The 24,709-nt window shown below is 61.9% G+C and carries 24 protein-coding genes; 11 read left to right on the top strand and 13 right to left on the bottom strand.

Annotated features, from left to right (window positions below; all coding sequences use genetic code 11):
* Positions 1 to 317 precede the first annotated feature (317 nt).
* A complete protein-coding gene (locus ACOZKU_RS10030) occupies positions 318 to 1,097 on the bottom strand; it encodes an SDR family oxidoreductase (protein WP_421578752.1) in 780 nt (259 codons plus the stop codon).
* Positions 1,094 to 1,423, bottom strand: a complete 330-nt coding sequence (locus ACOZKU_RS10025; RefSeq protein WP_421578751.1) for a nuclear transport factor 2 family protein — start codon at positions 1,421 to 1,423, stop codon at positions 1,094 to 1,096. The genes ACOZKU_RS10030 and ACOZKU_RS10025 overlap by 4 nt, the downstream gene beginning before the upstream one ends.
* Before the next feature lie 138 nt (positions 1,424 to 1,561).
* Between ACOZKU_RS10025 and ACOZKU_RS10020 the strand changes: the two genes are divergently transcribed.
* Positions 1,562 to 2,458 carry a LysR family transcriptional regulator gene (locus tag ACOZKU_RS10020; RefSeq protein WP_421578750.1) on the top strand — a complete coding sequence of 299 codons (897 nt, stop codon included), beginning with the start codon at positions 1,562 to 1,564 and terminating at the stop codon, positions 2,456 to 2,458.
* 250 nt (positions 2,459 to 2,708) lie between these two features.
* Here the strand turns inward: ACOZKU_RS10020 and ACOZKU_RS10015 are convergent, their stop codons facing one another.
* Together ACOZKU_RS10015 and ACOZKU_RS10010 are read right to left on the bottom strand one after the other, a co-directional pair.
* Positions 2,709 to 5,222 (bottom strand): CoA transferase, encoded by a 2,514-nt coding sequence (locus tag ACOZKU_RS10015; protein WP_421578749.1) that lies wholly within the window; start codon positions 5,220 to 5,222, stop codon positions 2,709 to 2,711.
* Between the two features lie 23 nt (positions 5,223 to 5,245).
* Positions 5,246 to 6,934, bottom strand: coding sequence for a GMC family oxidoreductase (locus tag ACOZKU_RS10010; RefSeq protein WP_421578748.1), 1,689 nt, complete (start codon positions 6,932 to 6,934; stop codon positions 5,246 to 5,248).
* Positions 6,935 to 7,094: 160 nt separating this feature from the next.
* Here ACOZKU_RS10010 and ACOZKU_RS10005 point away from each other — a divergent pair, with 160 nt between their 5' ends.
* Both ACOZKU_RS10005 and ACOZKU_RS10000 read left to right on the top strand, forming a co-directional pair.
* Positions 7,095 to 8,021: a LysR family transcriptional regulator gene (locus ACOZKU_RS10005; RefSeq protein WP_421578747.1), complete on the top strand. Its 927-nt coding sequence runs from the start codon at positions 7,095 to 7,097 to the stop codon at positions 8,019 to 8,021.
* A gap of 552 nt (positions 8,022 to 8,573) precedes the next feature.
* The gene (locus tag ACOZKU_RS10000; RefSeq protein ID WP_421578746.1) at positions 8,574 to 9,479 is read left to right on the top strand and encodes a LysR substrate-binding domain-containing protein; all 906 of its coding nucleotides are present in this window, start codon (positions 8,574 to 8,576) and stop codon (positions 9,477 to 9,479) included.
* Here ACOZKU_RS10000 and ACOZKU_RS09995 read toward each other — a convergent pair.
* From ACOZKU_RS09995 to ACOZKU_RS09965, 7 genes are read right to left on the bottom strand one after another with little or no spacing between them, the layout of a single operon-like run.
* Positions 9,476 to 10,009 carry a gluconokinase gene (locus ACOZKU_RS09995; RefSeq protein WP_421578745.1) on the bottom strand — a complete coding sequence of 178 codons (534 nt, stop codon included), beginning with the start codon at positions 10,007 to 10,009 and terminating at the stop codon, positions 9,476 to 9,478. The two genes, ACOZKU_RS10000 and ACOZKU_RS09995, sit on opposite strands and share 4 nt — an antisense overlap.
* A gap of 1 nt (position 10,010) precedes the next feature.
* A complete protein-coding gene (locus ACOZKU_RS09990) occupies positions 10,011 to 11,291 on the bottom strand; it encodes a TRAP transporter large permease (protein ID WP_314091878.1) in 1,281 nt (426 codons plus the stop codon).
* The gene (locus tag ACOZKU_RS09985) at positions 11,288 to 11,845 is read right to left on the bottom strand and encodes a TRAP transporter small permease (protein ID WP_314091876.1); all 558 of its coding nucleotides are present in this window, start codon (positions 11,843 to 11,845) and stop codon (positions 11,288 to 11,290) included. Before ACOZKU_RS09985 ends, ACOZKU_RS09990 begins: the two co-directional genes overlap by 4 nt.
* Before the next feature lie 54 nt (positions 11,846 to 11,899).
* Complete coding sequence (locus ACOZKU_RS09980) at positions 11,900 to 12,895, bottom strand: DctP family TRAP transporter solute-binding subunit (RefSeq protein ID WP_421578744.1); 996 nt, start codon at positions 12,893 to 12,895, stop codon at positions 11,900 to 11,902.
* A 32-nt stretch (positions 12,896 to 12,927) separates the two neighbouring features.
* Positions 12,928 to 13,827, bottom strand: coding sequence for an NAD(P)-dependent oxidoreductase (locus ACOZKU_RS09975; RefSeq protein WP_421578743.1), 900 nt, complete (start codon positions 13,825 to 13,827; stop codon positions 12,928 to 12,930).
* A 16-nt stretch (positions 13,828 to 13,843) separates the two neighbouring features.
* On the bottom strand, positions 13,844 to 14,149 hold the full coding sequence (locus ACOZKU_RS09970; RefSeq protein ID WP_421578742.1) for a putative quinol monooxygenase: 306 nt from the start codon (positions 14,147 to 14,149) through the stop codon (positions 13,844 to 13,846).
* A gap of 13 nt (positions 14,150 to 14,162) precedes the next feature.
* Positions 14,163 to 15,521 carry an NAD(P)H-dependent oxidoreductase gene (locus tag ACOZKU_RS09965; RefSeq protein ID WP_421578741.1) on the bottom strand — a complete coding sequence of 453 codons (1,359 nt, stop codon included), beginning with the start codon at positions 15,519 to 15,521 and terminating at the stop codon, positions 14,163 to 14,165.
* Between the two features lie 977 nt (positions 15,522 to 16,498).
* Between ACOZKU_RS09965 and ACOZKU_RS09960 the strand changes: the two genes are divergently transcribed.
* Entirely contained in the window at positions 16,499 to 17,953 is a 1,455-nt protein-coding gene (locus ACOZKU_RS09960) for a TrkH family potassium uptake protein (RefSeq protein ID WP_421578740.1), read from the top strand.
* Positions 17,954 to 17,960: 7 nt separating this feature from the next.
* On the opposite strand, the gene ACOZKU_RS09955 is transcribed toward ACOZKU_RS09960, so the two are convergent.
* The gene (locus ACOZKU_RS09955; protein WP_421578739.1) at positions 17,961 to 18,596 is read right to left on the bottom strand and encodes an NrsF family protein; all 636 of its coding nucleotides are present in this window, start codon (positions 18,594 to 18,596) and stop codon (positions 17,961 to 17,963) included.
* A gap of 1 nt (position 18,597) precedes the next feature.
* On the bottom strand, positions 18,598 to 19,152 hold the full coding sequence (locus ACOZKU_RS09950) for a sigma-70 family RNA polymerase sigma factor (protein WP_421578738.1): 555 nt from the start codon (positions 19,150 to 19,152) through the stop codon (positions 18,598 to 18,600).
* 224 nt (positions 19,153 to 19,376) lie between these two features.
* Here ACOZKU_RS09950 and ACOZKU_RS09945 point away from each other — a divergent pair, with 224 nt between their 5' ends.
* The 7 genes from ACOZKU_RS09945 (at position 19,377) to ACOZKU_RS09915 (ending at position 24,655) form a co-directional block, all read left to right on the top strand.
* Entirely contained in the window at positions 19,377 to 19,658 is a 282-nt protein-coding gene (locus ACOZKU_RS09945) for a DUF2282 domain-containing protein (RefSeq protein ID WP_313527661.1), read from the top strand.
* A gap of 68 nt (positions 19,659 to 19,726) precedes the next feature.
* Entirely contained in the window at positions 19,727 to 20,581 is an 855-nt protein-coding gene (locus ACOZKU_RS09940; protein WP_421578737.1) for a DUF692 domain-containing protein, read from the top strand.
* 3 nt (positions 20,582 to 20,584) lie between these two features.
* Positions 20,585 to 21,370: a putative DNA-binding domain-containing protein gene (locus tag ACOZKU_RS09935; protein ID WP_421578736.1), complete on the top strand. Its 786-nt coding sequence runs from the start codon at positions 20,585 to 20,587 to the stop codon at positions 21,368 to 21,370.
* Complete coding sequence (locus ACOZKU_RS09930; protein ID WP_421578735.1) at positions 21,348 to 21,836, top strand: DoxX family protein; 489 nt, start codon at positions 21,348 to 21,350, stop codon at positions 21,834 to 21,836. The genes ACOZKU_RS09935 and ACOZKU_RS09930 overlap by 23 nt, the downstream gene beginning before the upstream one ends.
* 195 nt (positions 21,837 to 22,031) lie before the next feature.
* Positions 22,032 to 22,751 carry a FadR/GntR family transcriptional regulator gene (locus tag ACOZKU_RS09925; protein ID WP_421578734.1) on the top strand — a complete coding sequence of 240 codons (720 nt, stop codon included), beginning with the start codon at positions 22,032 to 22,034 and terminating at the stop codon, positions 22,749 to 22,751.
* Between the two features lie 44 nt (positions 22,752 to 22,795).
* Complete coding sequence (locus ACOZKU_RS09920) at positions 22,796 to 23,776, top strand: TRAP transporter substrate-binding protein (RefSeq protein WP_421578733.1); 981 nt, start codon at positions 22,796 to 22,798, stop codon at positions 23,774 to 23,776.
* Between the two features lie 48 nt (positions 23,777 to 23,824).
* A complete protein-coding gene (locus ACOZKU_RS09915) occupies positions 23,825 to 24,655 on the top strand; it encodes a 5-deoxy-glucuronate isomerase (protein WP_421578732.1) in 831 nt (276 codons plus the stop codon).
* Positions 24,656 to 24,709: the final 54 nt, after the last annotated feature.

Genomic DNA, 24,709 nt, shown 5'->3' with positions numbered 1-24,709 from the left:
CGCTTCAAGAACAGCTCAGCGCACGAGCCCAAAACGACAAAGGAGAAAACGAGAAACTTGACCACGACCGCAGACCCGAAACATACCTAATAGGCGGGTCAATTCTCGGTGGAAACGCCGGGTCAGTTCTCAGTGGCAATCAACAGTTTTAAGCTCTTGATGGGATTGACGGCCTCGCTCGTTGGAGGCCTTTGAACCAGGACGTGTGTCATCGTCGCGGCACGATCTATTTACAGATCGGCGGGTGGTTTGCACCCGCCTGACCTGCAATGGCCTGCTATATGTGGAGACCACAATCCCGGAACACCGTCATCCCTTCATGCGGTCGGAACGGTCCCGCCATCGATCACGTGCTCGGTGCCGGTGATCGACGAAGCCCGGTCCGAGGCCAGAAAGGCAATCAGGTCGGCGACTTCTCCCGGCCTGGCCGGCCGCCCCAACGGTATGCCGCCAAGCGAGTCCATGATCGTCTGGACAGCCTCGTCGTAGCTGATGCCGGCTTCCTCAGCGATACGCAGGGCGAGACCGTTGGAGCCCGGATCGGCAATCCAACCGGGAGAAACCCGCACCACCCGCACGCCCTTGGGGGAGACCTCCTTGGAGATGCTCTTGCTGTAGGTGTTGAGCGCTGCCTTCGCCGACGCGTAGCCTGTCGTCGCCTGGTGCAGCGGAAGGCTCCGCTGGATTGATGTCACGTGAATGACGACCCCGCTTCCCTGGGCAATCATGCCGGGAATGAGCGCGCGATCCAGTCTGACGGCCGGAAAGAAATTGAGATTGAGCTCTTTCTCCCACTCCTCCTCGATCAATGCCGCTAAGCCGCCCGATGGCGCCGAGGAGCCGCCCAAAACGTTCACGAGGATATCGAGCCCGCCCAACTCCCGGTGAACGGCGGCGATGACGGTTTGGACGCCCTCCACAGTCGTGAGATCAGCTTCAACGAACGCCGCTCCGGAGACGTCCGCCGGCTTCTTACGAGCGGTGGTGAGCACACGGGCACCGAGTTCCTTGAACAGCGAGACCGTTGCAGCGCCCGCACCCGAAGTGCCGCCAGTGATGAGAGCCCGACGGCCCTCCAGGGTCAGAAACGCGCTCATACGGTGACCTCCAGTTCGGCGACCTTGTCGCCAGCAAGCACGAAAAAGAACCGCAGATCGATCGGGCTGCCGGGGAAGGTGCCGGCGACATGGGCGGTCACCTGGGTCTTGCCGCTCTCAGTGCCGATGAAGAAGGGGTCGACCGTGTAGGTGTAGAGCTGGCCGGCCTCCACCATCCACTCACGGATAGCGTCCCGCCCATGATAGGTCTTGCCTTTGTCCTTCACGATGCCGTTTTCGGTAAAAGCGGCTGCGACGGCATCCGGGCTGCCTGTGCGGTCTGCCTCAAAATAGGCTTGAATGGCCTTGGGTAGTTGGATTGTCATTCAGTTTCTCCAGTCCTGTGTGGGCCTCATTGGCCGCCGTTCAACCTCCGTTCGAGGTCGACTGACGAGAAGGTAGAGCAACACTATTGACTGGATAAGCAGGATGAATGAGGATGAGACATTGCGAAAAGAGGGACAATGACGCGCTCTGTTCTTGCCGACCTTGATGCCGTTCTCAGCATCGCCCGTCTTGGATCGTTCAGGGCTTCCGCCCTTGATCTCGGCATATCTACGACGGCCTTGAGCAATGCCATCGCCAAGCTTGAACACCGCCTCGGCATCCGCCTGTTCAACAGGACGACGCGAAGCGTCTCGCTGACCGATGCGGGAAAAACCTTCGTCGAACGGGTAGGCCCCGCGGTGACCGACATCCACGATGCGATGCTGGCGGCGCAATCGCTTCAGAAGATTCCGACGGGGACATTGCGCATCAATGCGTTCGCCACAGCGGCTCGGGAGGTGATGGAGCCGCTCATCCTTTCGTTCCTGCAACGCTATCCCCAGGTGCATGTCGATCTGGTCACCGAAGGACGGATCATCGATATCGTCGCAGCCGGTTTCGACCTCGGCCTCAGGCCGGCCGATCTCGTCCCTGCCGATATGATCGCTGTGCCTCTGGGCCTTAGGCGCAGCAATGCCGTGGTCGCGTCGCCACAATTTCTGCAAACGCATGGAAGACCGACTGTACCGACGGACCTTTACCGGTTTCGATGCATCCGCGCGCGGCTTCCCAATAACGCGCTATTCCGCTGGAAATTCGAGAAGGACGGGAACGCCGTACAGATCGACGTTCAGGGTTCGATCACTTTGGACGAACCCAGCCTGGTCAGGATAGCCGCGCAGAACGGTGTCGGCCTCGGATACGTCATGGAAGCGGACGTGCACGAAGACATCGCAGCCGGGCGGCTTGTGCGCGTCCTGGAGGACTGGACGCCATCGCTAGCGCCGCTGGCGCTGTACTATCCCGGAAGGAAGAACCCTCCGGCTGCCTTCACTGCATTCATCCAGGCTGCCCGCGAATATGCAAAAGAGTGATAGTTCTAGCGGATCACGGTCTTCATAAGGCTTGGTCGATCTGCCGTTCCGATTTGCTCCTGTACCGACTTGAACCGCCGGCACGCCAGATCTGAAAATGGATTCACCTCTCTACCATGGAGCGCCGACGCATGGCTCTTCCTCCCTATGTGCGATGGTAAAATTCCAGGCCCGTCAACGCCATCGCATGTCTCGGCGGGCTGCGAGCGGCTTCGGTATCCTCCTCAGAACCCGAAGCCGCCGTTTCCTGCTAGCTCGGCAGATACTCTGCGCTCCAGGTCTCGCTGATCGTACCGGAGTCGATCAGCCGGTTGATCTCGGCGTCCGTGTAGTTGAGGGACCGGAGAACGGCGCGTGTTGAAGCTCCGTACTTCTCCGCCGGCGCGACAGCCGTGACCTTGCCGACAGCCGGACGGATGGCGAAGGGATCGAGCTGCGTGACGGGGTGCCCGCTCGGATGATCCGGGAAGATGGAGAAGGAATAGCTGCCCCGGTCGATCCCGGGCGTGCCGTCGGCAATGCGGGCACTGCGGCTGCGGATCGTTTCGATGTTCTCGCAGAGCGATACGCCGATATCGGCTTCCCGCAGGCGCTGCTGCCAGGTTTCCGCCGGCGCGGTCAGGAAAGCCCCTGCGAGATAGGCCTCGCGATCGGACGCGGCCATCTCAACAATACCTCTGAGCCCCTCAACCTTGCCGAAGCGCGGAAGATCGGCTTCCGACGCGCACAAAAGAAGGTGCTCGCCGGCTGCCGTTTCGTAGAGCCGCGACAGGGCATGATACCCTTTGGTTTCGCGGCCGGACGGCTCATCGAAGGGGCCACGCCCAGCGTAGTCGTAGCAGAACGATATCTGCGCGAGGCCGGTCAGTGCCGACAGCGACGTGCGCGGGCGGCCGACGATGCCGGTTCTGGATTTCTGGTAGAGGGCGGCGGCAATGCCCAGCGCCGCGCCGAAGCCGCACATGACGTCGATGGTGCCGACATGGGCATGTTCTTCCGGCGTATCCATCGAGCCGCCGAAGCGCCGCATGATGCCGGTCGCCGACTGTACGAGATCGTCATAGCCGAGATAGTCGGTGCGCGGGCCGGTGCGCACGCCGCCGAAGCAATCGAGCTGGCAGAAGATCGCCTGGGGGTTGAGCGCCTTCAGGCTTTCGGCATCGAGCCCCATCGCCTTGACCTGACGGTCGGTGGCATTCCAGACCACGATATCGACGGAGCGCACCAGTTCCTCGAAGACGACGCGGCCATCGGGCGAACCGATGTTCAGCAGCACGGACTGCTTTCCGCGCATATGCGACATGCCGAAGATCACGGTATTCCAACAATCGTAAAGCGGCTTGGCGGGATCGATCTTGATGACCTCCGCACCGAAGCGGGCGAGATAGGCGACCGAATGCGGCCCGGCGATCACATTGCACAGATCGAGAACTTTGGTGCCGTCCAGCCAGCCTCCGGGTGCGTCGGTCGTCGGCGCTGGCAAGGACGGGCGCTCTATACCCGAAAGCATCGCCAAGGCTTCCCCGACCGTTCCCCAACGCCGAGGGTGCGGCGTCAGCATGGCTTCGGCGCTCTCCTGTAGCCAGGCCATCGGCCCCGGCTGGGTCATGCAGCCGAGAATCGGATCGTCCACCTCGATCATCAGGCCGGCGGCCCTGGCGTGATCGTCGGCGATCCATTCCTTCAGCCAGCGCTGCGGCGCGCCGGGAAACAGCCCTTCCCCGAAGACGCGCTCCCATTCGGCCGCCGTCCTGGTCAGGAAAACCTCCTTCATGCGGGCCGCGATCTTGTCGGCCCAGAATTTCGGGAGCGGATAGACGCCGAGCGAAACGTCCGACGACCATTGCGAGACCGGCAGATAGGTGTCTTCTTCCTCGCGCAGTCCCTCGGCGACCAACTCATCGTAGATGCCCAGAGCTTGCAGGCAGCGCTTCGCGTGGTTCTTGTGGCTGGGGCAGACGACGTAGAACATCCGCCCGTCGGCGCACACATAGCTGCGATAGAAGGGATCGAGAAACTCCTGAAGGTCGTCATAGGACATGTCCATCGGCAGGCCCTCGCCGCGCCGGCGCTCGATCTCCCGCTCGCGCTGGGTCTGGTAGCGCAGCGGATAGTCGTCGATCAGGATGGAATTGTAGGAGAGGCCCTCCATGACGGCGCTTGCCAGCGGCACTTCGATGTGATCGCCACGCCCGGTGCGCTCGCGCGCCTGAAGCGCCAGCACCGTCGCGGACGCCGCAAGCATCGTGCCGTAGGCGGAAGAGAGCGGCAGCGGCGAGAAAGACGGGTTGATGCCCATCAGGACGCGATTGAGGCCCATATCTGTGAAGACGCCGGACGAGGCCGCGATCACCGTCTCGAAGGCCCGCCAATCCCGGCGAAGCTCATCGTCGGAGGCGAAGCCGGGGATCGACAGGGTGATCAGGTCCGGCCGCGCTTTACGCAAGGCCGAAAAATCGATCCCGAGCCGGGTAAGCACGCCGGGACGGAAATTCTCGACGACGATATCGGCCTCGGCCACCAGCGCTTTCGCCTCATCCAGCCCCTGTTCCGTCTTGAGATCGAGGGTGACGATCAGCTTGTTGCGGTTGAGAATGGCATTGGCGGGATTGTCCCAGAGCGGACCGCCGGGCGGATCGACATGCACGACGGTCGCGCCGAGATCGCCAAGGATCATGGCCACGGCCGGGCCGGCGATATATTGCCCGAAATCAACCACCCGAACGCCGGAAAGCGGAAGCGCGGAACGCGCGATCGATGTCATTGTCTCATCTCCCCAAGTATTTTTTATGCCCGCGCATCGGCGACGATCCAGCCGGCCGCCTTTTCGGCGATCATCAGCGTCGGCGCGTTGGTGTTGCCGCTGGTGATCTTCGGCATGATGCCCGCATCGACGACGCGCAGGCCCTCGATGCCGCGCACCTTGAGATGGCTGTCCACCACCGCCATCGGGTCGTCGTCACGTCCCATCTTCGTCGTCCCGACCGGATGAAAGATGGTGTTGGCGATATCGCCCGCAAGCCGCGCCAGTTCCTCGTCGCTCTGAAACTGCAAGCCGGGCTTCCATTCCTCGGGCTGGTATTTTGCAAGCGCCGGCTGCGATACGATTTTCCGGACCTGCCGCAAGCTTTCGGCGGCGATCCGGCGGTCCTCCTCCGTGCTCAGGTAGTTCGGCGCGATCGCGGGTGCGTCCGTGGCGTTGCCGGAGCGTATCCGCACGGTTCCGGTGCTGGTCGGGTTGAGGTTGCAGACGCTCGCGGTGAAGGCGGGGATGCTGTGCAGCGGTTCGCCGAAGGCGTCGAGGCTCAGCGGCTGGACGTGATATTCCAGATTGGCATGGGCCTGGCGCTCGTCCGAGCGGGTGAAGGCGCCGAGCTGCGAGGGCGACATGCTCATCGGGCCACTGCGCTTCAGCGCATATTCCAGCCCGATCATCGCCTTGCCGAACAGGCTGTTGGCGAGCGTGTTCAGCGTCTTCGCATTGCCGACCTTGAAGACGGCGCGGATTTGCAAGTGGTCTTGCAGGTTCTCGCCCACGCCCGGCAAGTCGTGCGCGACCTCAACGCCATGACGCTTAAGCAATCCGGCCGGACCGATACCTGAGAGTTGCAGGATTTGCGGCGAACCGATTGCGCCGGCGGATAGGATGACCTCCCTGCGCGCCCGGACCTCGGCTCGTTGCCCCTGCCGCTGGAGCACGACGCCGGTGCAACGCTTGCGGCCGGAACCATCGGTTTCAAGGACCAGCCGTTCGACATGGGATTGCGTCCAGATGGTCAGGTTCGGGCGGTTCTTCGCGGGGCGCAAAAAAGCCTTCGACGTGTTCCAGCGCCAGCCGGAGCGCTGGTTGACCTCGAAATAGCCGACGCCCTCGTTGTCGCCACTGTTGAAATCGTCGGATCGCGGAATACCCGCCTCGACGGCAGCTTCCGCGAAGGATTCCAGGATATCCCATTTGAGCCGCTGTTTTTCGATCCGCCATTCGCCACCGTGGCCATGCATGTCGGAGAACCGGCTGTTGCCGCCGGTCTTCGGGTCCGCGCCGTTGTCCAGCCGGTAATGGTCCTCATGCGCCTTGAAATCAGGCAGGCAGTTCTGCCAGGACCAACCGTCATCGCCGGTCCCCGCCGCCCAGCCGTCAAAGTCGCGCGCCTGGCCACGCATGTAGATCATGCCGTTAATGGAGGAGCAGCCGCCGAGCGTCTTACCGCGCGGGTAGCGCAGCGACCGCCCGTTCAGACCGGCGTCCGGCTCCGTTTTATATAGCCAGTCGGTGCGCGGATTGCCGATGCAATAGAGATAGCCGACCGGGATGTGAATCCAGGGATAGTCGTCCTTGCGGCCAGCTTCCAAGAGCAGCACGCGCGTCGCCGGATCGCGGCTGAGGCGGTTGGCAAGCAGGCAGCCGGCGGAGCCGCCGCCGACAACGATGTAGTCAAAAGCATCGTGATAAGGGAGGGCAGTGTTGCGCGTCATTGTGCTGCCCATCTGTTCAGACGGAATAACGCACCATCATAAGCTTCGACGTCTTGCCGTGGCATGCCAGCCTCCCTGCCTACATTGCTCAGAGCCATAGCTGAGGTTTAGCCGGAAAATCCAATGACAAATGATAGAAGACATTATAAATGAAACTAATATGCTGCAGTCGATTGACCTGAGAACATTAAGGGCATTCGTCACCGTGGCGCGGGAGGGCAACGTCACCCGCGCTGCGGAGCTCTTGCATGTCACGCAACCGGCCGTGACGCTGCAACTGAAACGCCTTGCCGCAGAGACCGGCCTCTCCCTGTTCCGGCGAACCTCCACGGGCTTGGAGTTGACGCAGGAAGGGGCGCTGTTGGCTGCCAAGGCCGAGCAGGTTCTGGCGGCGCTGACGGATTTTGGTCAGACAGCCGGACATCTATCGACGCGCGTCCGGGGGAAGCTCAGGATCGGCACGATCATCGACCCGGAATTCACCCGCTTGGGCGCCTTTCTGAAAGCGCTTATCGAAAGTGGACCGGGCATAGAAACCACACTACGCCACGGCATGAGCGGCGATGTCCCGGAGGGGCTGAAGCGAAACGAACTCGATGCCGGCTTCTTTCTTGGCGACCCAAGAGACTACGATCCTTCCGCCGATACGATCGAGGAGAATGCCGCATCGCTTTTCCATGCCCGTGAACTGGCGCAACTGACGTATCGCGTCGTCGCTCCGCCGGCGCTCACCGGCTTCGTGCGCAGCGCCGATTGGTCCCAGCTCGCAGCGCTTCCCTGGATCGGCACACCGCAGGCCTCGGTCCACAATCGCTTGCTGTCGCGCCGGTTTGCCGATTTAGGTGTCCGGCAAAATATCGTCGCCCAGGTGGATCAGGAGACGTCCATGGTTGCCATGGTGCGGACGGGGGTGGGATTGAGCCTTTGCCGAGAGTCGATTGCCCTTCATGAACAACAGGCACATGGCCTCGTCATCGCTGAGAACGTCAAAATCTCGACGACACTGAGTTTCCTCTGCCTGGAGGCTCGTATGGAAGACCCCGCAATCACCGCCGCTTTCGATGCCATCAAGAGAGTTTGGGGTTGAGATCAGACATGTAGAGTTCCTGCTCGTTGATAGGAACTGGTCTTCAAGATCGAAATGCGACGCGTGGCGCTACCGGAGGCCATGTCGAGCACGCGGGAAGTTGCAAGCAACCGAACCCTCCCCTTGGCAACCGATACCAAGTCGTTGTCCCCCACGAACACACCCCGATCGGTCGGCGCTCCGCAGACGAGAACCAACCACAGTTCAGGGGCCTCTCTTAAGGGCAAAAACTGGTTTAAAGCCAAATCTCCGCCTGTGAGGGATGCAGGCTATTATCGAGAGCGCCTTTCAAGCGTCCGCTTTACCTCACGGCCGCGCTCCCGCAAGATGGCATGCCAGATCTTTTCGCGGAAACTCACGCGCTTAGCAGATGTGTTGTCGAGCATGGCTGTCTATCCTTCTAAAACGCAGGAAATCTATCAGGTTAAGGTCGAAGCGTGGCCTGCCCATTTTGCATTGCAGTACTGCGTCTTTTCGAGGTACCCGACCGAGGACACCATTTCGCTCCCCCCCAGATTGGATTAACGTCGCGCAGGCCAATTCGAGGGCGGAATGCAACTCCCAATCAAGGCAATCGTGGTTTTTCACTCCGCAGCGCGTGCCGGCAGCATATCGCGTGCCGCAGACGAGATGGGCGTTACGCCGTCTGCGGTCAGCCAACAGATCCAATTGCTGGAGACCCATCTCGGCGTCGCGCTATTGACGAAGGCGGGTCGCGGTGTCGCGCTCACCGAAGCCGGCGAGCGTTACTTCTCGATGATCTCCGAGCAAATCGAAGATATCGAGGAAGCGACTGGCACGATCCGCGGGTTCCGCTCGGTCACGACGCTCACGGTTCGCGCCACGCCGACCCTCTCCAACAAATGGCTGCTTCCCCGGCTCGGTGCACTGCTCGATCGGCATCCCGATCTGGAAGTGCGCCTCGACGGGACCAACGAGCCAACCGATTTCAACCAGGAACTGGTAGATATCGAACTAAGGCACGGCAACGGGCGCTGGCCCGGCCTTTTTGTAGAGGGTGTCGCTGAAGAGCAGTTCATTCCGGTGTGCGCCCCGCACTATGCAGCGCCCGGCAGCCTGAATGTGGAAGACCTGCCAAACCACCGGCTCATCCATTCGGTGAAATCGCAGGCGCAATGGGCAACGTGGTTCCAGCTCGCCGAGGTCGCACCCGGTGAACGCTGGCGCCGCGTGCTGTTCGACCGCAGCCATATGGCAATCGATGCCGCGACACGCGGCATGGGGATCGCGCTGGAAAGCACATTGATGATGGATGATGAACTGAAAAACGGTCGGTTGGTCTGTCCTGTTGCGGCTGCACCGGAATTGCGCATCGTGACCCAGTGGATCGTCTGCCCGCGCGATCATCTGCGACAGAAGAAGGTTCGCCTCTTTCTTGACTGGCTGCGCTCGGAACGCGACGTCTGGCAGTCGGCGCAGGTCGGCAGACGGTTTTAGGAACGCGTCCTAGTCTCATCGAGAACAGCCAGCGCCGTAGTCGTAATGTCGTTCGGCGATAAGGCGATGTCGAGCACGATCGCTCCCTCCTCGGCACTTGGACGCTCCAGGGTAAGGAGTTGGCTTTCCAGCAGCGCAACGGAGGCGAAATGCCCCTGCCGCGCCTGGAGACGAGCCGCTATCAGCTCGGCCGGACCATCGAGAAAGAGAAAACGAACGGCGCCGAGCCGCGCCCGCATCAAGTCGCGGTAACTCCGCTTCAATGCCGAGCACGCGATGACAGCCGGGCCGGTCGGTAGGGAAAGCGCCCTGTCACAGACGGCGTGAAGCCAGGGCTGGCGCTGGACGTCGGTCAGTGCGACGCCCTTGCGCATCTGCTCTACGCTTTCCGCCGTGTGCAACTCGTCCGCCTCGACGAAATCGCACTGCAGACTTGCCGCAAGACGGCGCCCGATCTCGGATTTCCCGGTTCCTGCCGTGCCCATGACGACCAGGAAGCCGTCATGGATCGTCTCGTTTCGTGCCGCCATTTCAATAGAGGCCGAGCAGGCGGATCGGCGCGAGCGTCAGTTCCGGAAAGAGTACCAGCGCAAGAATAGCCGCGATAAGGATCGACATTGGTGCGAGCGATCCCTTCACCACATCCTCGATCGACATTTTCGCCACCTGCGCGACCGCGAAGAGGCAGACGCCCACCGGCGGCGTGACGAGACCGAGGGTCAGGGTGATCACCATGACGATCAGGAAGTGAATGGGATCGACGCCGAGCGAAACAGCCGGCGGCAGCAGCACGGGGATGAGGATGAACATGGCGGCGATTGCATCCATGAACATCCCGACGACGATGAGGAAGAAGAAGATCAGGATCAGCGCCATGGTGGGACCTGTGCTGATCGCCCCGAGGAAAGTCGCGACCTGCGCCGGAAGGCCATCATAGGTGAACACCCAGGCGGCGAGCTTCGCCGTGGCCGCGATGAAGAGAATAGTACCCGAGGTGCGCGCGGTCTCGATGAAGATGCCGGGAAGCTCGCGCGGCGCGATGGTGCGGTAGAGTACGACAGACAGGAAGAGCGTGTACAGCACCGCGATGCCGGCCGCTTCCGTCGGCGTGAAATAACCGTCGACGATGCCGATCAGCAGGATCACCGGCGTCAACATGGGCAGAATGGCAGCGATGCCGGTCGTGACGACCAGTCGCACGTTGAACGGCGTTGGGGGATTATAGCCGTAACGCACGGCATAGAAATGATTGAACACCATGAACATCAGCGCGATGAACAGGCCGGGAATGAGACCGGCAACCAACAGCGTGCCAATGGAGGCATTGGCGATCGACCCCGCGATGACGATGAGGATCGAAGGCGGGATGATCGAGGAAAGCGTCGAGGTGCAGAGTGTCATGCCGACGGCATAGCCCTTGGGAAACCCATGACGCTCCATCGCCTTGATCTCGATTGCCCCGATGGAGGCGATGTCGGCGACGGAGGAACCGGACACGCCACCGAAGATCACCGAGGACGCAACGTTCACATGGCCAAGGCCGCCGGGCAGCCAGCCGACGATAGCCTCGGCAAAGTCGAACAGCTTTTCCGCAACGCGGCCGCGCTCCATGAGCACGCCGACGAGGATGAAGAGCGGAACGGCTACGAGCAGGAACGAATTCATGGCGGAGAACATGCTCTGCGCCAGAAGATCGACCGGCGTCGATGTGAAGGCGACGATGGCGATGACGCTGGCGAGGCCGAGCGCCACGGCGAGCGGCACACCAAGTGCGCTCATGAACAGGAACAGGGCGAGAAGGACGAGGCTCATAGCTCTTTCTCCGGCTTCGGCGTGGCGCTTTCAGCGAGCGTGAATTCGGGCATGCCCTGCGCGGGATCTGCAAGTTCGATGAGATCGCGGCGCGTCCTGAGGGATTCGACGATGCCGAGGACCGCAAGCACGGCACTGATCGGCATGATTGTGCCGATCAGCCACATGGGAACTGCAAGGGTCGCCGCCGTTTCGTTCATCATGAATTGTTGCTGGACGAGGTGATAGCCGGTCCAGCCGGTGAGCGTGAAGAAGATGACCGAAGACGCCACGTAGATCGGCAGCGACAGCCGCCGAACGACGCGCGGCATCATCGCGATCAACACGGTGACACGGGCAGTCTCGACAGTCCGAAATCCTGCAGCGAGGCCAAGGAAGATCATCCACACGAAGAGATAGCGGGTCGCCTCCTCCGTCCAGGAGACCGGCATACCCAGCACGCGGCTGGCGACCTGGATCAGGACGACGAGAAGCACGCCGACCACGGCGATACCGGCGGCGATGTCCGTCGCAGCCTTCAGCGCGCCGCCGAGGAAAGAAGTATTTTTGTCCATGGCGTGTCCTCCTTGCCGGACCCGCCGCACGGCCGATCCGGCTGGCACTGCGGATCAGTTCTTGCCGACGGCGGCGACGGTCTTGTCGAAGAATGCCTGATCTTTCACAAGACCGGCGAAGACCGGAAACAGCTCCTTCGAAACCGCAACGAACGCCTTCTGTTGCTCCGGTGTCAGCCGGTTGACCTCCATGCCATGCTTTTCGAGTTCGGCGATCGTCGATTCCGCCGTCGCGGCATCGTTCTCGACCTTCCAGGCCTCCGCTTCCTTTCCGGCTTCCTCAAGTGCCTTCTTGTGCGCATCGCTCAACCCGTCGAACTTCGCCGGATTGATGCCGAGCACCCAGCCGTCACCCATATGGTTGGTGATCGACGCGTATTTCTGCACTTCGTAGAACTTCGCGCTGAGCGGCACGTTGATCGGGTTCTCCTGACCGTCGACCACCTTCAACTGAAGCGCATTGTACACCTCGGCGAAGGCCATCGGCGTCGGGGCAGCCCCCATCTTCTTGAAGAACTCAACCCAGAGCGGATTGTTCGGCACGCGGAATTTCAGCCCGGACAGGTCCTCCGGCTTTTCGATCGGATGCTTGGAGTTCGTCATCTGGCGGAAGGGGCGCGGCCAGAGATTGATGCCCTTGATGCCGATATTTCCGAGATCCGAGATCAACTCCTGCCCCGGCTCGCCGGAGAGATAGCCGCGCAGCTGCGCCTCGTCGTCGAACAGGTAGGGAATGGAGATCGCGGAAAACTTCGGATTGAAATTGGCATAGAGCGAGGTGGCAAGCAGGAGCATGTCCAGCGAGCCGCCGGCAAGCTGCTTGACCGCGCCGGACGGATCACCACCATAGAGCGTGCCGTTCGGGAAGACCTTGATCGTGAGCTCGCCATTCGTCTTGGCCGCGACAAGTTCCGCGAACTTGTTGGCCGCGACGGTGATTTCCGAGTTATCCGGATCGGGCGTCGAGAGCGTCAGCGTTTCGGCCTGTGCAAACGATGCAGTGAGCATGGTCGCCGCTGCGAGCATGGCGCGAAGAGTAAAGTGTTTCATGTCGTTCCTCCCGTTTGATTATCCAATTTTGACTACGCGGAATGGCCCCCGCGCGGGTTCATGCGTTGCAGTTCCAGAATGATGCCGCTGTGATCAAGGTCCCCGTCGCCATGATCCACCATTGCCTGGAAGAGCCGGTCAACCTCCTCGCTGACCGGAAGCCTCAATGCACGCGACCTTGCGAAGGCGATTGCGGTAGATGTGTCCTTTACCTGGTATTTTGCCGGGCCGCCGGGCCGGAAGTTGCCTTCCACCATGCGCAAACCGTGCTGGCGAAACACCGTCGAATCGGCAAAGCCGCCAAGGAGCGCCTCGCGGACCTTCGCCGGGTCGGCACCGCCGCTTTCGGCAAGCGTCAGCGCTTCGGCGACGGCGCAGATCGTCGAGGCGACGATCAGCTGGTTCGCAAGCTTGGTGAGCGCTCCGCTGCCAGACGGGCCGACATGGGTTACCCGCCCGAGACAGGCGAAGACATCGCGCAGCTGCCCGACCACCGCGCCATCGCCCCCCGCCATGATGGCGAGCGTGCCGTCCTTCGCCCCCTTCTCGCCACCCGAGACAGGCGCGTCGAGACAGGCGATCCCCCGCGCGGCAGCGGCAGTCGCGAGTGCTACGGCCGTTTCGACCGGAATGGAACTCATGACGACCAGCACGGAGCCGGTCCTCATGCCGGCGATCACGCCGTCCGGCCCCGCCAGAACAGCCTCACAAACCGGGCCTGAGCTCAGCATGCAGATGACCGCGTCGGCAGTTGCGACAGCCTCGACCCCACTGTTGGCGACCGCGATTCCCTTTGCGGCGAGCGACGCGGTCTTTTCCGCCGTCCGGTTCCATGCCGTGACGGTGAAGCCGGCATCGGCCAGCCGTTCGGCCATGGGAGCGCCCATGATACCCGTACCCAGAACGGCGATGGTTGCGATCGCGTCGCTCATAACGTCTCCTTCGCGCTCAGGGGTGCTGTCGTTCAGCGAACCGGACTGGCCGCTCCTCGATGATGAGCGGAGGAAAGGCTTGACGGAAACGCCCCAGATGGGGCGTTTCAAGATGCGCGTCAAATGCGGCGCGGCTGTCATAGACTTCATAGAAGACCACTGTATCGCCGGCACCTTCCGGGCAGATGACATCGAACTGCCGGCAGCCAGGCTCGTCCGCCAGCGAGTGTTGAGCATCGTCCCGCGCCGCCTCCAGAAAGGCCGGCAGTTTGCCGGGCTTCACCTGGAATTCCGCAATCACGACAAAGGCTGGTGTGGGCATCGCCGTCTCCCGATCACTCGGCCGCGGTCCGCACCGGGCGGAAACGATCTTCCATCTCCTGGCGCAGGGACACGACATCGAGATCGGTGACCAGCTCGACATCATCGAAGGAAACGATCTGGTCTTTCTTGATCGGCCGCTTGAGCTTGACATTGTGGGCAAGGCCGATCGGCAGCGCCTTGAGGTCGAGGCTGCGCGTCGCCGGGATGGCGTTCGCCCAGACGGCGTAGCCGCCCTCACCGTCCAGCATCTCGCCGGGCTGCATATCCTTCTTGGCGGTCGCTACGGCATCGCCGCGGAACTCCTTGGAGCAGCCCGTCGGCTCATTGCGCAGCACCGCAGAGAGAACGCTGACGGACGTCTCAAGGCCGATGATGTGGAAGGGGCGCCACATGGAGGCATACCAGCCCGATGGATCGGTCAGGAGACCGTATTGCTTGAAGCAGGCGCGGGCATATTCGTTATGCGCCTTGAAGGTCACGAAGACGCCGTAGCGGATGTTATTGAACACCTCGCGGCCATCCGGCTCCTGGCTCGCCGCGATATCGACGAGACCGGACCGGGCCATGCGGCCGCCGTCGCTTGCCGGACGGAAGACACGGGCAAGATCATGCAGGCCGGCTGGCGGAAAGGCCAGACCGTCATCCGGGCAATCGAGGCCCGTGCCATTGGCGACCGCTGCCATCTCGATCGCTGCCTTGGTGCCGTCGGTGAAGGAGTTGTAGAGTTTCGGGTTGAGGTTGTCTGCAGCGACCTGTTCCTCGGTCCAGCCGAACAGTCCCCATACCGTATCCGGCGTGGAATAGCGGTAGCGCGGCTCGAAATTCATGCCCTTGCCGGCGGCGGTGACCTCGAAGCCGGTGGCGCGCGCCCAGTCGACGAGCTCGCAGATCAGCGCCGGCTGGTCACCATAGGCCATGGAATAGATGACCCCGGCGGCGCGCGCCTTTTCCGCGAGGATCGGGCCGACCATCACGTCGGCTTCGACATTGACCATCACGACATGTTTGCGGCTCTCGATGGCGCCAAGCGCATGACGCGTGCCGGCGATCGGATGACCAGTCGCCTCGATGATGCATTCGATCTCGCCGCATTCGAAGAGCGCCTTCACATCGTCGGTGACGAAGGTTCCTCCGGTTTTGATCGCCTCGCCACAGCTCGTTGCGGCATAGCGCTCCTTCTGCCACCCGACACGCTGGAGCGATTCCTTCGCCTTGCCGACATCAAGATCGGCAATCGCGACCATATGCAGGCCGGCGATGCGCTGTGCCTGGGCGAGCACCATCGACCCGAACTTGCCCGCACCGATCAGGCCGACCCGCACGGGGCGCCCGTTGGCGGCGCGAAGGGAAAGCAGTGAATAAAGGTTCATTTCAACATCCTCGGCTGGGGAAAACTTGAAGAGTGCTCGGCCGGAATATCGATGCGCAAAGCCCTCCGGATAACAGGCTGAACCGCCCTCCGGCAAACAGGATGTGCTGATCGATGACTCTCCTCCGAAAAACGCAGCAAGCGCCGCGCCTCTCTCAGCCGCCTCCCACAGCGGCCTGTGATTCACACTGTAGGATCGAAGAGGGGTTAGCTCAATTTAGAAGAAATGGAAAATCTGTTAGAAAATCTACAGATATGCCTGCCTGCGTTTCTGTTGAACTGTCATTTGCTTTTGAAGCATCCCGAACCATCGACGCGTAGTTTGGCAGCCCAAACGCACCTCCCTATTCGGAGAACGCGATCGTTTTTCTGAAGCTCGACAACAGGGGCACGATCACCGCGCTCCGCGTCGCCGTCCTGCTTCATGGCCAAGGTCATCTGGGCGCCTATACCACGATCGCGTTTAACATGACGGATGCCGCGATGGGCTGATGGCTTCTGTCAATCTAGTCGCAATTGTAGTGCTCTCCGTTACCGTGGCGAAGTCCACAAAAACTGCTTCGAGCAGAAGAAGACCGGCGAGCCGCGCCTTGACCCCGGTGCCTAACCCAAACCGAACGGCAAGATCGACCACGACGTCTGGACACGGGCGTAACCGCCATGTTCTCGCTCGTCGTCGCGCCATCGAGAGCACGATGCACCCCGCCACTCCGGCAACGATCGATCCCAAGAGCACTCCCGCGTTGGAAAGTTGACCGAAGTCTCCATCATTTCGGGGGATCCCGTGGCGCACGCAGCACACGCCGACGAGCAAAATCTAAGGGCTCGACGTGAGCAATTCCAATCGTGAGCAATTGCAATAGAGCCCGATGAACTCTGATCACATTTTCTCGATCATACCCACCCAGATGCCGGCAGACGATCTCGTCAAGGTTGACCGTCCGTGCTACCAACCGACCAGAATCTGAGGCGAGCGATGTGAACGCTGTCAATTTCCGTGCCGCGATCCATATATCGGCAATCTGCGGCCTATATCTGGCCGCCGCCATGTTGTTTCCGGCGTTAGTGGATGTCTATTTCGGGCATCGCGACTGGCTGGTCTTCGCTCTTTCGTCAGCGACGGTCGGCTTCTTCTCGCTTCTCACCGCTGCGGCGACCCGCGCAGGTCCTCCACCTTTCAACAGAAAGATGGGCTTCCTCCTCGTCAACGCTCTGTGGCTGGTGTTTTCGCTTGTCGGCGCCTTACCCTTCATGATGTCGTCCCTGAATATGGGATTTGCGAAGGCACTCTTCGAATCCGTTTCGGCGATCACGACGACGGGATCCACCGTCATTGCCGGCCTCGATCATGCGCCGCCCGGCATATTGATGTGGCGGTCCCTGCTCCACTGGCTCGGCGGCATCGGCATCGTGGCGCTTGGACTTTTCGTCATGCCGTACCTGCGCGTGGGCGGGATTTCGTTCTTCAAAATGGAATCTTCGGATACCAACGATAAGCCCTTCTCCCGGATTGCAAGCTTCACCCGGGCCTTTGTCCTCATCTACGTGCTGATCACCATCGCTTGTGCGCTCACCTTCGCGGTTCTCGGCATGAGCCAATTCGATGCCATCAACCACGCCATGGCGACCGTGGCTACCGGCGGCTTTTCAACCCATGACGCCTCCTTCGGTTATTTCAAAAGCCTCCCGCTGCTATGGGCCGCCACCTTCTTCATGACTGTGTGCAGCCTACCCTTCTCAGTCCTGATCGTCTTCATGGTCCGTGGCCGCCTCAATGCATTGCGCGATCCGCAAATCGCGGTCTTCCTCGCCTATCTCGCGGCGTTTTCGACTGCCATCGCAATCTACCACCGGCTGCAAAACGGCGTGCCGTTCCATGCGGCGCTTGCCCATTCTTTCTTCACCGTCTCAACAATTCTCTCCACAACCGGCTTCGCGAGCGAGGACTATACGCTGTGGGGGCCGTTCGTTGTGACGATGGCATTTTTCATGACGTTCATGGGCGGTTGTTCGGGATCGACAGCCGGTGGAATCAAGGCTTATCGCTTCATCATTCTCTTCAACCTCATCCGCACCGGCCTCTACAAACTCATTTACCCTGACGGCATCCACACAGTGCGCTATGGTAAGATGACCGTGGATCCGGACCTGCAGCGAAGCGTCATGCTGTTTTTTACGACCTATCTAGCACTTTGGACAACGGGAAGCCTCACGATGGCCGCGATGGGCTACGATGTTCTGACATCGACGTCGTCAGTCATTACCGCATTGTCCAATGTCGGCCCGGGCATCGGCCCAATTGTTGGCCCCGCCGGAAACTTTTCCACGATATCCGACCCTGCCCTCTATCTTCTGTCGCTGATGATGCTGCTCGGCCGTCTCGAAGTCTTGACTGTTCTTGTCGTGTTGACGCCACGCTTCTGGAGAAGCTGATCAGCGTCTACCATCGCAACCAACGTCGGCCGAGCAGCGCGCCCACGGCAGTGACCCCAGCAATGGCGATCGTGTACCAGGTGGCCAGGAACAGCGGGCTATCGTCAGGGCAATGCCAGGCGTAGATCGCGGCAGCTATGGCGCCGGCGGCAAGGCCGGCAGTGGCACCGGCCGCCGCCGGGTTCTGCGGCGCACCTTTTTTCAATGCCCAGAAAAGGCCGGTAAATGGCGCCAGCGATAGGACCGGCACAAAGAACAGGCAGAACAATGCGTTTTGCCCGACGAGGCTCGCCCGCCAGGCTTTATCAGGCAGCACGGAGAGTTCGACGGCGACAGCGGCAGCAACCATCGCGAGCGGCACGCCGAGCAACAGAGCGGGGAAACGAGTCTCCGCCCCCGGCCGGCCGATGCGCATGGCAAGCCGGGCGGCGAGAACGGCGAGCACGAGAGTGACCACGATCTTGAAGAGCACACGCGCCGTCTCGAAAACGCTCGCCATGTTGTGCCGCAGGCCGACGGTGACGACGAGCAGCACGGCCGAGACGACGATGCCCGCGCCAAGCGCAATCATCAGTGCGCGGCCGTAGCGCATGCCGACCGGCGCATCATGCGTCATCAGGGTGATCAGGTCGTCCGTCTTCATCTCATTCGCTCCGATAGAGGGCGGCCAGCGATTTCAGCGCCCGATGCAGGGCGACGCGCACCGCGACCTCCGTCATCTTCAGCCGTGCCGCCGTTTCGCGGATACCTTGCCCCTCGATCGAAATCGACCGGACGATATCGCGCTGCGGGTCTCTCAGCCGTGCCAGCATGGTTTCCGTGTCGAGCCGGTCGGCGGCCTCATGCGTCTCGTCGCCCGCCTCGAGGAAATCGGCGACATCCTCGATCGGTACGTTCACATGCCGGCCGCGACGGCGCAGGCTGTCGACCAGCTTGTTGCGTACGATGGTCGTCAGCCACGGCCCGAGCGGCCGAGACGGATCCCAGGTGCCGCGCTTCAGATGGATGGCGAGCAGCACTTCCTGCACCACATCCTCCGCCTCGCTTGCCGGTGCGCCGAACTGGTCGCATCGCCGTCGCGCCATGCGGCGCAATTGCGGCGTCACGGCGACGAGGAAACGGTTATAGGCCTGCGCGTCGCCCTTGATGGCGAGGCGCAGCCAGGCTGCCCATTCCTCTTCGCGCGTCGACTGATTCACCGTTTCCCACCCTACGTCGGGCAACACGATTTTGTTACCTTGCCCGCGACAAGAAATCTGTAACACGCCCAAGAGCCTGATGCGCAAGGCCTTTTTTTGTGTCGGCGACCGCTTCGCAAGAGGCCGGCAGAAAAATCCGCACCGGCCCTGTAACGAAGTGCAACCCCTCTCCGTAGCCGTCCATGCACAGCCAATCGCGGCTGTCCCGAAAACGGAGACAGAGAATGAAAACCACGATCGCCACCCTCGCCCTTGCCGGTTCGCTCGCTTCCGCGCTCGCCGCCATCGCAACACCCGCCACCGCCGACGACAGCAAGGAAAAGTGCTACGGCATCGCGATGAAGGGCCAGAACGACTGCGCCGCGGGCGCTGGCACGACCTGCGCCGGCACGTCGAAGATCGACTACCAGCAGAACGTCTTCAAGCTCGTTCCGAAGGGCACCTGCGTTTCGATGAAGACGCCCACCGGTCACGGCATGCTCGAGCAGGGCATGGCACCGGCCTGATAGCCACGGCCCGCCACCAGACGGACGGCGCCAGCCGGCGCCGTCGCTTCCCTCAAGAAAGGTGCCCCATGTTTGCCTCCGCTCTTCCGCGCCGCGCCGGCGCCTGTTTCAAGCCCGAGCATTTCGCCGATATCCTGGCCGAGCCGCAGCCTGTCGGCTTCTTCGAGGTCCATGCGGAAAACTACATGGGCGCCGGCGGTCCGCCACATGCCCAGCTTGGCCGGCTGCGCGAGGACTACGCGCTCTCCGTCCACGGCGTCGGCCTGTCGATCGGCTCGATGCAGCCGCTCGACCGCGATCACCTCGCCCGGCTGCGGGTCTTGTGTGACCGCTACCAGCCGGAGAGTTTTTCCGAACACCTTGCTTGGTCGACCCATGACAGCGTGTTTTTGAATGACCTCTTGCCTTTGCCCTACACCGAGGAGACCCTCGCCCGCGTGGTCGAGCATGTCGATCAGGTGCAGACCACCCTGGGCCGTCAGATGCTGCTTGAAAATCCCGCAACCTATCTGCTCTTCGCGGAGAGCACGATCGAGGAGACCGTCTTCCTTGCCGAGGTCGCGCAACGCACCGGCTGCGGCCTGCTGCTCGACGTCAACAACGTGTTCGTCGCCGCGATCAACCACAATCTCGATCCCCATGACTACATCGCCCGCTTCCCGATCACGGCCGTGCGCGAAATTCATCTGAGTGGCCATTCCGAGAGTATCGACGACCTTGGGGCGCCGCTGCTGATCGACAGCCACGACACACCGGTGAAGGATCCCGTCTGGGCGCTCTATCAATCCGTCCTCGACCGGATCGGCCCGGTTGCGAGCCTGATCGAATGGGACAACGACGTACCCGCCTGGCCGGTGCTGCGCGCCGAAACGATCTCCGCGCAACGGCTGCTCGATGCCGCCACGCGCAGAAGGGCGGCCTGAGCCATGTCCGCCGCCCTCGAGAGCACCTTTGCTGCGGGCCTTTTAGGAACGACACCCACACCCGCCGGGCTGGTGGCCTGGAACACCGCCACACCCGAACGGCGCTACGCCGTCTATCGCAACAATGTCACCGCAAGCCTGATCGCGGCACTCGCCTCCCGTTTTCCCGCCGCGGAAAACATCGTCGGACCGGATTTCTTGCGGGCCATGGCGCGGGCCTTCATCAAGGTCCATCCGCCACGCTCTCCGGTCCTGCTCGCCTATGGCGATGAGTTCCCCGATTTCGTCGCCGCCTTCGCGCCCGCGCGCGAGGTCGTCTACCTTCCCGACGTCATGCGGCTCGAAATCGCCCGCGGGCGGGCCTATCACGCGGCGGACGTTGCGACCCTTGCCCCCGCAGCGCTCGCCGCGATCGATCCCGCCGGGCTCGGCGCGCTTGTTTTCACGCCGCACCCGGCTTTGTCGATCCTCTCCTCGCCTTATCCAATGGTGACGATCTGGGCGATGAATGCCGGTGAACGAATGCTCGCGCCGATCGACGTGTGGCGGGACGAACACGCCCTTGTCGCCCGCCCGCACCTGACCGTCGAGGTGACCGCGCTATCGCCCGGCGGCGCGGTGTTTTTCCGCAGGCTCGCCGAGGGCGCGACGCTCGCCGTCGCGGCGCAGGCCGCCATGCGCGGGCACGCAGACTTCGATCTCTCACAAAACCTCGCGGTGCTGCTCCGCTCGGGAGCCTTCGCCGCCATCAGCCAGGACGACACCGATGAAAACCCAAACCATGCCTGACCTCGTCCAGCCCCTGCCGCAGAGAATCGTCGACCAGGGCCTGAAAATCCTGAACACCATTCCGAACGATCTCATAGCGCTTGTCGCCCGGCTCTCCATCGCTGCCGTCTTCTGGCAGTCCGGACAGACGAAGGTCGAGGGCTGGCATCTCTCCGACAACGCACTCTATCTCTTCGAGAACGAGTACAAGCTGCCGCTCGTCGATCCCTGGCTCGCCGCCCATCTTGCCGCCTTCGCCGAGCATTTCTTCCCGATCTTGCTGGTCATCGGCCTCGCCAGCCGGCTGTCCGCGCTGGCGCTTTTGGGAATGACGCTGGTGATCGAGATCTTCGTCTATCCCGCCGCCTGGCCGACCCACGGCACCTGGGCCGCCTGCCTGCTGTTCATCGCGGCGCGCGGGCCGGGATGGGTTTCGCTGGATGCGGTTATAGCAAGTCGAATTTGCAGGTCAGCGTGGGCTGCATAATCGAGGTTTCTTTGGGTTTTGAAGGGACTCGAACCAGCAGCAACGTATGCGTGCTTCGACATTATTCGCAGTTTGATAAGTGCTCGAATTTTGAAGGTGCTAAAAATCACCCATCTTGGCAACTAGCGACTGGTTGACCAATTTATTCGTCGATGCTATCCCATGGCAATCGGATGATGCCATTGGGAGGCAGGGATGGAAGTTCTGAAGGGATTGAGCCGGATCGACGTCACGAGTCCGTCCGAGCAGATCATCCAACAGCTCCGCGCCCTCATCGCACACGGTGTCATCAAGCCCGGTGATCGGCTGCCGGCGGAGCGTGCCCTCGCCGAACAGTTTGGCGTCGGACGCAGCGCCGTGCGCGAAGCGCTTCTCAAGTTGGAGTTCTTCGGCATTCTGCGCACGCGCCCGCAGAGCGGCACGGTGGTCGAGGACAACATGACGTCTTCGGGCATTTCGGGTCTTATCGCCAATATGCTGTCGATTGCCGATCCGGCCCCTGCCGACATGGTCGAGGCACGCAGGATTCTTGAAGTGCAGACGGCGCGTCTGGCTGCGGAAAGAGCTGGCAAGGCTGCGATCGCCGCCATCCGCGCAGTGCATGAAACCCATGTCGCTGCGGTTGCCGAAAACCGGCCGTCCATAGAGCTGGACGTGCTCTTCCATCTTGAAGTCGCCAAGGCGACCGGCAACGAGGCACTGCACTCCATGGTGAGCGTCTTCGCGCCCCGCATCATTTCCAGCGCCAAGGAAAGCGGCACCTGCGATGCAGGGCGTGCGACCCAGGCGCTGGAGGAGCATGCGACGATCCTGCGCGCCATCGAGCGCGGCGACGCCGACGCGGCGGGCCATGCCATGCATCGGCACCTGATCATGACGGGGACGCGCTACAGCGAACTCGACGCCGAAACCTGATCCGCGCTCCGCGGCAAGGTAATTCAACACCCTGGGAGGGAATAATGAGGACTGCCACTTTCGTTGGCGGCGCGGGCTTCGCGTTGCTTATGAGCCTGTCGGCTCACGCCGTCGAACTCAAGCTCGCGCATGCGCATCAGGACTCGATGGAATCCGAAATCCATACGACATCCTGGCTGTTCCAGAAGTATGCACAGGACTTCGGAACCAACTTCAACGTGACCATTCACCCGAACAACCAGCTCGGCCAGGAGCGTGAGGTCTATGAGGCTATGCAGCTCGGCTCCGGTGCCGACTGCATCATCTCCGGCACCGCCATCCTGGGCAACTTCGAAAAGAAGGTCGGCGTACTCGACCTGCCCTTCCTCTGGAAGGACTACGACCATGTCCATCGCGTCCTCGACGGCGAGGTCGGCACGGAGCTGCAGACCGCATTGCGCGACAGCGGCTTCGAAGTCGTCGCCTGGCTGGATAGCTGGGGCTATCGCAACGTTGCCACGACCAACAAGGCCATCACTAATGTCGAAGACCTCAAGGGCCTGAAGATCCGCACGATCCCGACGGATACCTACGTCAAGGCGATCAACGCCATGGGCGCCAATGCCACGCCGATGGCATTCGGCGAAATCTACACGGCCATGGAAACGGGCGTGCTCGACGGGCTTGAGCACAATGCCTCCATCATCCTCGCAAACAAGTTCAACGAGGTCGCGCACAACTACGCGCTGACGCGTCACCTCTACGGCCCGCTGGCATTCGTCTGCTCCAATACGTTCGTCAGCTCGCTGTCGGAAGCCGACAAAGCGACCCTGCAAAAGGCGGCGTGGTTTGCCCGCGATGCACAGCGTTCGCTGGCGCCGCTGCGCGAAGGCGAAGCCCTCAAAGCTCTGGCCGATGCAGGCGTCAATGTCACGCAGGTCGATACGGCACCGCTCCAGTCGGCTGCCGCAAGCGTGCAGGACGAGCTTGCCACATCCTTCGAAGCCACCGGGCTCCTCGAAAAGATCCGCGCCGCGGCGAAGTGACCCTATTAGCGGCGCCCCTTGCGGGCGCCGTCCATTCCGGAGAATGCCATGTCCTTTCACATTCACGCGCACGACAACGAGAACCAGCCCATCGTCGTGCCGGGCGGACACCTTTCGCTCATCTACTTCAACCTCGTCAGGCTGAGGGCCGGCGAACGCCACGTCTTCGAGCGTGAAGAGCTGGAAGCGCATATCGTGCCGCTGCACGGCCTCGTCGATATCCATGTCGGCAGGCACGGTTTCAGTGCCGTCGGCGGGAGACAGAGCATTTGGGACGGCCGCGCAGACAGCGTCTACGCCGGCAGCCGCGGCGCGATCACCATCGAGGCGCTCAGGGATTGCGAGGTCGCCATTGCCGGCGCGCGCTGCGCAGAGGAGTACCCTCCGTTTCGCGTGACGCCGGAAGAGGTGGAGATGGTCGCCGTCGGTTCCAGCGATACACATTCGCGGCGCGACATCTACCACCTTCTCGGCCAGAACGGCGAAGGTCGCAGCGGCCGCCTGCTGGTCAGCGAGCTCTATTGCGAACAGGGCTGCTGGTCGGGCTACCCGCCCCACAAGCACGATACGGACCGGGACGGCGAAACGGATCACGAGGAGCTCTACCATTACCGTTTCCAGCCCGAGACCGGCTTCGGTGGTCAGTTCCTCTATCATGAAGGCGAGGCGCGACAGGTCGTGATGACGGGTCACCGTGACACAGTGCTGGTCGCCGGCGGCTATCACCCGACGGTCACCTCGCCGGGCCATGCCGAATATATCTTCACCATCCTCGCCGGCCGGACGAAGCGCGGGCTGCTCCAGCATTTCGAGGAGCGGCACGCCCATCTCAAGGACGCCATTCCCGGCATCGGAACGATGCAGGCGAAGTTCCGCTGAGGCGGCACCGGCAGGTCAATCAACAAAGGCGGACGGCGGCGGGACGTGAGTGGC

This window comes from Shinella sp. M31, assembly GCF_049199205.1.
GTDB lineage: Bacteria > Pseudomonadota > Alphaproteobacteria > Rhizobiales > Rhizobiaceae > Shinella.
This window is presented reverse-complemented; position numbering and strand designations above follow the sequence as displayed.